This is a genomic window from Suipraeoptans intestinalis, from assembly GCF_009696485.1.
Taxonomy (GTDB): domain Bacteria; phylum Bacillota; class Clostridia; order Lachnospirales; family Lachnospiraceae; genus Suipraeoptans; species Suipraeoptans intestinalis.
This window is the reverse complement of record NZ_VULY01000018.1, coordinates 1,159,716-1,167,500: the sequence shown is the minus strand read 5'-3', so window position 1 is coordinate 1,167,500 and position 7,785 is coordinate 1,159,716. Positions and strand designations below refer to the sequence as shown.

General features: G+C 49.2%; 3 protein-coding genes, 7 tRNA genes and 1 rRNA gene (1 of these 11 cut by a window edge). 10 read left to right on the top strand and 1 reads right to left on the bottom strand.

Annotation, left to right across the window (positions count from 1 at the left end; translation table 11 throughout):
* From FYJ34_RS06180 to FYJ34_RS06145, 8 genes are all read left to right on the top strand, one after another.
* Positions 1–2,307 (top strand): 23S ribosomal RNA (locus FYJ34_RS06180) (it extends 588 nt beyond the left edge of the window).
* A gap of 83 nt (positions 2,308–2,390) precedes the next feature.
* Positions 2,391–2,464: transfer RNA gene (locus FYJ34_RS06175), tRNA-Asp, on the top strand.
* 7 nt (positions 2,465–2,471) lie between these two features.
* A tRNA-Val gene (locus FYJ34_RS06170) sits at positions 2,472–2,544 on the top strand.
* 13 nt (positions 2,545–2,557) lie between these two features.
* Positions 2,558–2,639 (top strand) — tRNA-Tyr (locus FYJ34_RS06165).
* A gap of 20 nt (positions 2,640–2,659) precedes the next feature.
* Positions 2,660–2,732, top strand: a tRNA-Thr gene (locus FYJ34_RS06160).
* 31 nt (positions 2,733–2,763) lie between these two features.
* Positions 2,764–2,837: transfer RNA gene (locus FYJ34_RS06155), tRNA-Met, on the top strand.
* A gap of 18 nt (positions 2,838–2,855) precedes the next feature.
* Positions 2,856–2,928: transfer RNA gene (locus FYJ34_RS06150), tRNA-Phe, on the top strand.
* Between the two features lie 32 nt (positions 2,929–2,960).
* Positions 2,961–3,033 (top strand) — tRNA-Lys (locus FYJ34_RS06145).
* Between the two features lie 121 nt (positions 3,034–3,154).
* On the opposite strand, the gene FYJ34_RS06140 is transcribed toward FYJ34_RS06145, so the two are convergent.
* Positions 3,155–3,925, bottom strand: coding sequence for a formate/nitrite transporter family protein (locus FYJ34_RS06140; RefSeq protein ID WP_154477091.1), 771 nt, complete (start codon positions 3,923–3,925; stop codon positions 3,155–3,157).
* A gap of 172 nt (positions 3,926–4,097) precedes the next feature.
* Here FYJ34_RS06140 and FYJ34_RS13545 point away from each other — a divergent pair, with 172 nt between their 5' ends.
* Both FYJ34_RS13545 and ileS read left to right on the top strand, forming a co-directional pair.
* Positions 4,098–4,232 carry a hypothetical protein gene (locus FYJ34_RS13545; RefSeq protein WP_268878929.1) on the top strand — a complete coding sequence of 45 codons (135 nt, stop codon included), beginning with the start codon at positions 4,098–4,100 and terminating at the stop codon, positions 4,230–4,232.
* Between the two features lie 392 nt (positions 4,233–4,624).
* Positions 4,625–7,783 carry an isoleucine--tRNA ligase gene (gene ileS / locus FYJ34_RS06135; RefSeq protein WP_154477089.1) on the top strand — a complete coding sequence of 1,053 codons (3,159 nt, stop codon included), beginning with the start codon at positions 4,625–4,627 and terminating at the stop codon, positions 7,781–7,783.
* The last annotated feature ends 2 nt before the right edge of the window (positions 7,784–7,785 follow it).

The following is a 7,785-nucleotide window of genomic DNA, read 5'->3' as shown; positions in this document are numbered from 1 at the left end:
CGCGTACTTTTTGTAGAACGGTCCGGCGAGTTACGCTGGCTGGCGAGGTTAAGTCTTAGAAGAGACGGAGCCGAAGGGAAACCAAGTCTGAAGAGGGCGAAAGAGTCAGTCGGAGTAGACCCGAAACCGGGTGATCTATCCATGTCCAGGTTGAAGTTGCCGTAAAAGGCAATGGAGGACCGAACCCACATCCGTTGAAAAGGGTGGGGATGAGGTGTGGATAGGGGAGAAATTCCAATCGAACCCGGAGATAGCTGGTTCTCCTCGAAATAGCTTTAGGGCTAGCCTCGAATCAAGTCTTGCGGAGGTAGAGCACTGAATTTCCTAGGGGGCGTCAAAGCTTACCGAAGAATATCAAACTCCGAATGCCGCGTAGATGATGAACGGGAGTCAGACTGTACGAGATAAGTTGGACAGTCGAAAGGGAAAGAGCCCAGACCTGCAGCTAAGGTCCCAAAATGTGTGTTAAGTGGAAAAGGATGTGGGATTTCAAAGACAACTAGGATGTTGGCTTAGAAGCAGCCATACATTCAAAGAGTGCGTAATAGCTCACTAGTCGAGAGGTCCTGCGCCGAAAATGTCCGGGGCTGAAACACACTACCGAAGCTCAGGAATCAATGAAGAATTGATTGGTAGAGGAGCATTGCTGATGTGAAGAAGCAGTACCGGAAGGAGCTGTGGAGTATCAGGAAGAGAGAATGCCGGAATGAGTAGCGAGAGGAAGGTGAGAATCCTTCCGGCCGAATATCCAAGGTTTCCAGAGTAAAGCTGATCTGCTCTGGGTAAGTCGGGGCCTAAGGCGAGGGCGAGAGCCGTAGTCGATGGAGAACAGGTAGAGATTCCTGTACCGCGATGGGACAGAACTGTGGGGACACACGTGGAAAGCATAAGCCGGGAATGGAAAGACCGGCGCAAGCGAGGTAGGAGCTGTAAAGGAAAAACCGTACAGCAATCTGAAGACGTGACGCGTACCGAAGAAGAGTAGGGAAGTATGTGAGCCATGTGTCAAGAAAAGCCGCTATTGTTTTCATCGCGCCCGTACCGTAAACCGACACAGGTGGATGAGGAGAGAATCCTAAGGCCGACGGGAGAAGCATTGTTAAGGAACTCGGCAAAATGACTCCGTAACTTCGGGAGAAGGAGTGCCAGAGGAATCTGGCCGCAGAGAATTGGCCCAAGCAACTGTTTAGCAAAAACACAGGTCTATGCAAAACCGAAAGGTGAGGTATATGGGCTGACGCCTGCCCGGTGCTGGAAGGTTAAGGGGAGAGGTTAGACGTAGGTCGAAGCTTTGAACTTAAGCCCCAGTAAACGGCGGCCGTAACTATAACGGTCCTAAGGTAGCGAAATTCCTTGTCGGGTAAGTTCCGACCCGCACGAAAGGCGTAATGATTTGGGCACTGTCTCAACAATGCACCCGGTGAAATTGAAATACCAGTGAAGATGCTGGTTACCTGCGCCAGGACGGAAAGACCCCATGGAGCTTTACTCCAGCTTGATACTGGGATTCGGTATTGTATGTACAGGATAGGTGGGAGACGAGGAAGTGATGACGCCAGTTGTCACAGAGTCGCTGTTGGGATACCACCCTTGCAGTATTGGATTTCTAACCAGAGGCCGTGAACCGGTCTGGGGACAATGTCAGGTGGGGAGTTTGACTGGGGCGGTCGCCTCCGAAAGGGTATCGGAGGCGCTCAAAGGTTCCCTCAGAATGGTTGGAAACCATTCGAAGAGTGCAAAGGCAGAAGGGAGCTTGACTGCGACACCGACGGGTGGAGCAGGTAGGAAACTAGGACTTAGTGATCCGGTGGTAGAAAGTGGGATTGCCATCGCTCAACGGATAAAAGCTACCCTGGGGATAACAGGCTTATCACTCCCAAGAGTTCACATCGACGGAGTGGTTTGGCACCTCGATGTCGGCTCATCGCATCCTGGGGCTGAAGTAGGTCCCAAGGGTTGGGCTGTTCGCCCATTAAAGCGGTACGCGAGCTGGGTTCAGAACGTCGTGAGACAGTTCGGTCCCTATCCGGCGTGGGCGTAGGATATTTGAGAGGAGCTGTCCTTAGTACGAGAGGACCGGGATGGACTGGCCGCTGGTGTATCTGTTGCATTACCAAGTGCATGGCAGAGTAGCCAAGCCGGGACGGGATAAACGCTGAAGGCATCTAAGCGTGAAGCCCCCCTCAAGATGAGATATCCCTACGAAAGTAGTAAGACCCCTTGAAGACGACGAGGTAGATAGGGCAGAGGTGGAAGTGCAGTAATGTATGGAGCTGACTGCTACTAATCGGTCGAGGGCATGACCGAAGGGGAATCGGTAGGAGACGGATGCTTAACTTGTATGTGGTTTTGAAGGTACATGGAAGCTGTACTGATGAAATATCATATTTGGCCCAGTGGCTCAGTTGGTTAGAGCGCCGCCCTGTCACGGCGGAGGTCGAGAGTTCGAGTCTCTTCTGGGTCGTTTAAATGGGATCATAGCTCAGCTGGGAGAGCATCTGCCTTACAAGCAGAGGGTCATAGGTTCGAGCCCTATTGGTCCCACTTAAACTTATATGGATGGATTCCCGAGTGGCCAAAGGGGGCAGACTGTAAATCTGTTGGCAACGCCTTCGAAGGTTCGAATCCTTCTCCATCCATTAGCCATAAGAATGGCTGTGCCGATATGGCTCAATTGGCAGAGCAGCTGATTTGTAATCAGCAGGTTATCGGTTCGAGTCCGATTATCGGCTTTTGTTTCTTCGGAAACATTTAATTGAATAGCGCGGGGTGGAGCAGTCTGGAAGCTCGTCGGGCTCATAACCCGAAGGTCGTAGGTTCAAATCCTGCCCCCGCAATTTGCACAATGTGCATATGCCCAGATAGCTCAGTCGGTAGAGCAGAGGACTGAAAATCCTCGTGTCGCTGGTTCGATTCCGGCTCTGGGCATTTTATTTACTTCTATTAGATAAAACGAATAGGGGCGTGTAGCTCAGTCGGTAGAGCACTTGACTTTTAATCAAGTTGTCCGGGGTTCGAATCCCCGCACGCTCACGTCACAGAAAAAGACAGAATCCTAGAATCGGGACTCTGTCTTTTTGAGTTATAGGACAAAATGTGTTGGTCTAATCCGCTTCAACCTCTTTATTTTTTTAAGGAATGGTATCAGCATCCCCTATTTCTCGGTCTTTAACGCAAAGGTGCTGAATCCGACCAGCACGATCCCGCCTGCCATGTTCCCCAGAGTGGCAACCAGCAGGCTGATAAGGGCCGCAGGAAGGGAGACAGAGGTAATGGAAGGCTCCAGAAGCGCAATGGAAAATACAGTCATGTTTGCAATGCTGTGTTCAAATCCGGAGATGACAAAGGAAAAGAGACATAAGACGATCAGAAGAATTTTAGCAGCATCATTTTTTGTACGATTGCTTACCACGATGGCAAGGCAGACCAAAAAATTACAGAGGACAGCCCGGAAAAACAATTGTGGAAGAGGCATATAGGCTTTGACAGCTGCGATTTTTGAAAAAAATTCCATGGTGGATCCGGAGGAAACGGCGCCTGTTCCTACATAAAGAACAGACAGAAGGATGGCTCCCAGAAAATTTCCGATCCAGCTGAACAGCCAGATAGCAGCGGCGTCACGTCCCCTTGTGGCCTTATTGAGCCAGCCGATAGTCATGACATAGTTGTTGCCGGTAAACAGCTCGGTGCCGGTAAAAACCACCAGAGTCAGTGCAATACAAAAGGTAGCGGCCATTATCAGACGCGTCCAGGCAGAGCCGGCGGCATCCAAAAGAGAGGCGGAAGTAAAAGAGGTAATTCCGCCGATACCAATGAAAGAACCGGCAAGCATGGAGGAGATCAGATAACTTTTTTTGTGATGCTTCCATAGGTGAGCTTTGGCAACTGCAGCGGATGAAATGCTGTCAATGGTTTCCTGAAACATAAGACCTCCTTATTAGACATAGTGGAAAAACTTAGTGGGGCTCCCGGCGACAAACTTCTCAATAGACAGTAGAAGGAAAGAGAGTTTCATCTGCCTGTTTAGAGGGATTATAACACAGTCTGAAAAAAAGAAGAATCTCTAATTTCTTTGGAATAATAGAATGTTTGAAAGTTTGAAAGCAAAAGGATGGGGGAAGAACAAGAGAAAAGCATATTTGCCGGGGAAAGAACAGGAAAAAGACGGGAAAAAAGGCACGCAAGTGGCACCAGGTGGCACGAAAATGTCAGGAAAATGGAAAATCCCTTGACGTTTTGGAAAGTCTTTGAGATAATAACCCGAGATACAAAAGCGAAGACGAAGACAGTAGAGTGCAGAGGAACGCCACAGAGAGCCGGCGGGGCTGAGAGCCGGTGCAAGTAGGCTGCATTTGAACATCACTTCCGAGCTTCAGACATCGAAAGGAGGATTCCCGGTAGAGTCTGACGGAGATTCCCACGTTATAGGGAAGACATATGCTGGTATGTTTAGGTGGTAGAAAGAAAGCGCAGCTTCTGTCCTATTCGGACAGGAGTTTTTTATTTCACAGGAACTGGCATCTTATGAAATAAAAAGCCTCCGGCAAGACGACGAAAGACAGCAGAAAAATAAAACATACAACAGGCACAAAACCAAAGGGAAAGGATAGAAAGGGAGAGAAGTATGTACAAAAAAGTATCGACAGACCTGAATTTTGTTGCGAGAGAAAAAGCAACGGAGAAATTTTGGAAGGATCATCAGATTTTTGAAAAGAGCATGAAAGGCAGAGAAGGAAAAGACATGTATATGTTTTATGACGGACCTCCGACAGCCAACGGAAGACCGCATATCGGACATGTTCTCACAAGGGTGATCAAAGATATGATCCCCAGATACCGCACCATGAAAGGCTATGAGGTGCCCAGAAAGGCGGGATGGGACACCCACGGACTGCCGGTAGAGCTGGAGGTGGAAAAAGCTCTGGGACTGGACGGGAAGGATCAGATCGAAGAGTACGGATTAGAGCCGTTTATTCAGCAATGTAAGGAAAGTGTCTGGAAATATAAAGGAATGTGGGAGGACTTTTCCGGAACGGTAGGCTTCTGGGCAGATATGGACAATCCTTATGTCACCTACCATAATGATTTCATTGAATCAGAATGGTGGGCCTTGAAAAAAATTTGGGACAAGGATCTTTTGTATAAAGGATTTAAGATCGTACCCTATTGCCCGCGCTGCGGGACGCCGCTTTCCGCACAGGAAGTGGCGCAAGGATACAAGGATGTAAAAGAACGCTCCGCCATTGTACGGTTTAAAGTAAAGGAAGAAGACGCCTATTTCCTTGCATGGACGACGACGCCCTGGACGCTGCCGTCCAACGTGGCGCTCTGCGTAAATCCCACAGAAACCTATGCCAGAGTGAAGGCAGCGGACGGAAATGTCTATTACATGGCAGAGGCGCTTCTGGACACCGTGCTGGGAGGTCTGGGAACAGACGAGGAAGCTGCGTATGAGATTCTGGAAACCTACACAGGAAAGGATCTGGAATACAAAGAATATGAACCGTTGTATCAGTGTGCGGCTGATGTGGCAGACAAGCAGAAGAAAAAAGGATTCTATGTGGCCTGCGACAGCTACGTTACCCTGACAGACGGAACGGGAGTCGTACATAATGCGCCGGCGTTTGGTGAAGACGACGCAAAGGTGGGACGCAAATACGATATGCCCTTTGTACAGCTGGTAGATGATAAGGGAGAAATGAGCCCCTCTACTCCGTTTGCAGGACTGTTTGTAAAAAAAGCAGATCCAAAGGTTTTGGAGGATCTGGAAGAACGAGGCCTCTTGTTCACAGCGCCGGTATTTGAACATAGCTATCCACACTGCTGGAGATGCGATACCCCGCTGATCTACTACGCAAGAGAGTCCTGGTTTATCAAGATGACGGCAGTCAAGGAAGACCTGATCGCCAACAACAATACCATTCACTGGATCCCGGAAAGCATCGGAAAGGGAAGATTCGGAGACTGGCTGGAAAATGTTCAGGACTGGGGGATCAGCCGTAACAGATACTGGGGTACTCCGCTGAATATCTGGGAGTGTGAATGCGGACACCAGCATTCGATAGGAAGCATTGAAGAATTGAAAAACATGTCCCCCAACTGTCCGGAGGAGATCGAGCTGCATCGCCCATATATCGATGAAGTCACCATTACGTGTCCGGAATGCGGGAAGCAGATGAAGCGGGTGCCGGAAGTGATCGACTGCTGGTTCGATTCCGGAGCAATGCCGTTTGCACAACACCATTACCCCTTTGAAAATCAGGAGCTGTTTGAAAAACAGTTCCCGGCAGACTTCATTTCGGAGGCGGTGGATCAGACCAGAGGATGGTTCTATTCCCTGCTGGCGATCTCTACCCTGATTTTTAATAAAGCGCCCTATAAAAATGTAATCGTGCTGGGGCATGTGCAGGATGAAAAAGGCCAGAAAATGAGCAAGTCCAAGGGAAATGCCGTAGATCCCTTTGATGCTCTGGAAACCTACGGAGCAGATGCGATCCGCTGGTATTTCTATGTTAACAGCGCCCCCTGGCTGCCAAACCGTTTCCACGGAGGAGCTGTGACGGAAGGACAGAGAAAGTTTATGGGAACGCTGTGGAATACCTATGCTTTCTTTGTACTTTATGCAAATATTGATGAATTTGACGCCACCAAATACTGTCTGGACTACGAAAAGCTGTCAGTTATGGACAAATGGCTGCTTTCCAAGCTGAATACCGTGATCAAAGAGGTGGACGACAACCTGGAGCATTACCGTATCCCGGAATCTGCACGGGCTTTACAGGAATTTGTAGAGGATATGAGTAACTGGTATGTCAGACGCAGCAGAGAGCGTTTCTGGGCAAAGGGCATGGAACAGGACAAGATCAATGCCTACATGACTCTTTACACAGCGCTTGTGGAGGTATGTAAGGCGGCAGCTCCGCTGGTTCCGTTTATGACGGAAGAGATCTACCAAAATCTGGTAAGGAGCATTGACCAGGAGGCGCCGGAGAGCATCCATCTGTGTGAGTTCCCAAAAGTGGACGAATCCAGGATCGATAAAGAGCTGGAGTCTCATATGGAGCAGGTGCTGAAGCTGGTGGTGATGGGACGTGCCTGCAGAAACAGCGCCAACATCAAAAACCGTCAGCCGGTGGGAACAATGTACGTAAAGGCAGAATTTGATCTTCCGGTATTCTACCAGGAGATTGTAAGAGAAGAGCTGAATGTAAAAGAGCTGAAATTTACAAAGGAAGTACGGGAATTTACTTCCTACCAGTTTAAACCGCAGCTGAAAACGGTAGGCCCCAAGTATGGAAAACTGCTGGGACAGATCAAAGAAGCGCTGAACAGCATAGACGGCAATGGAGCCATGGATGAACTGAATCAGACAGATGCGTTGAAGCTGGAGATCCAGGGGCAGACGGTGACACTGTTCAGGGAAGACCTGTTGATCGAATCGGCTCAGATGGAAGGCTATGTGTCAGAAAATGATGGAGCAGTAACGGTGGTGCTGGATACGCACTTATCAGAAGAACTGCTGGAAGAAGGGTTCGTCAGAGAAATTATCAGCAAGATCCAGACGATGAGAAAAGAAGCGGACTTTGAAGTAATAGACAAGATCCGGATCTCCTATGAGGGAACGGAGAAGGCGAACCGGATCTTTGAGGCGAACGCCGGAGAGATCCAGGAGGAGACGCTGGGAGTTTCCATGGAAAAGAAAGAGCCGGAAGGCTTCTGTAAAACATGGAAGATCAACGGAGAAGAAGTACGGTTAGGCGTGGCGAAAAGAGAGGAAAAATAGAT

Coding starts and splice junctions, on each gene's coding strand:
- ileS (WP_154477089.1), top strand. CDS start 4,625: ATGTACAAAAAAGTATCGACAGACCTGAATTTTGTTGCGAGAGAAAAA.
- FYJ34_RS06140 (WP_154477091.1), bottom strand. CDS start 3,925: ATGTTTCAGGAAACCATTGACAGCATTTCATCCGCTGCAGTTGCCAAA.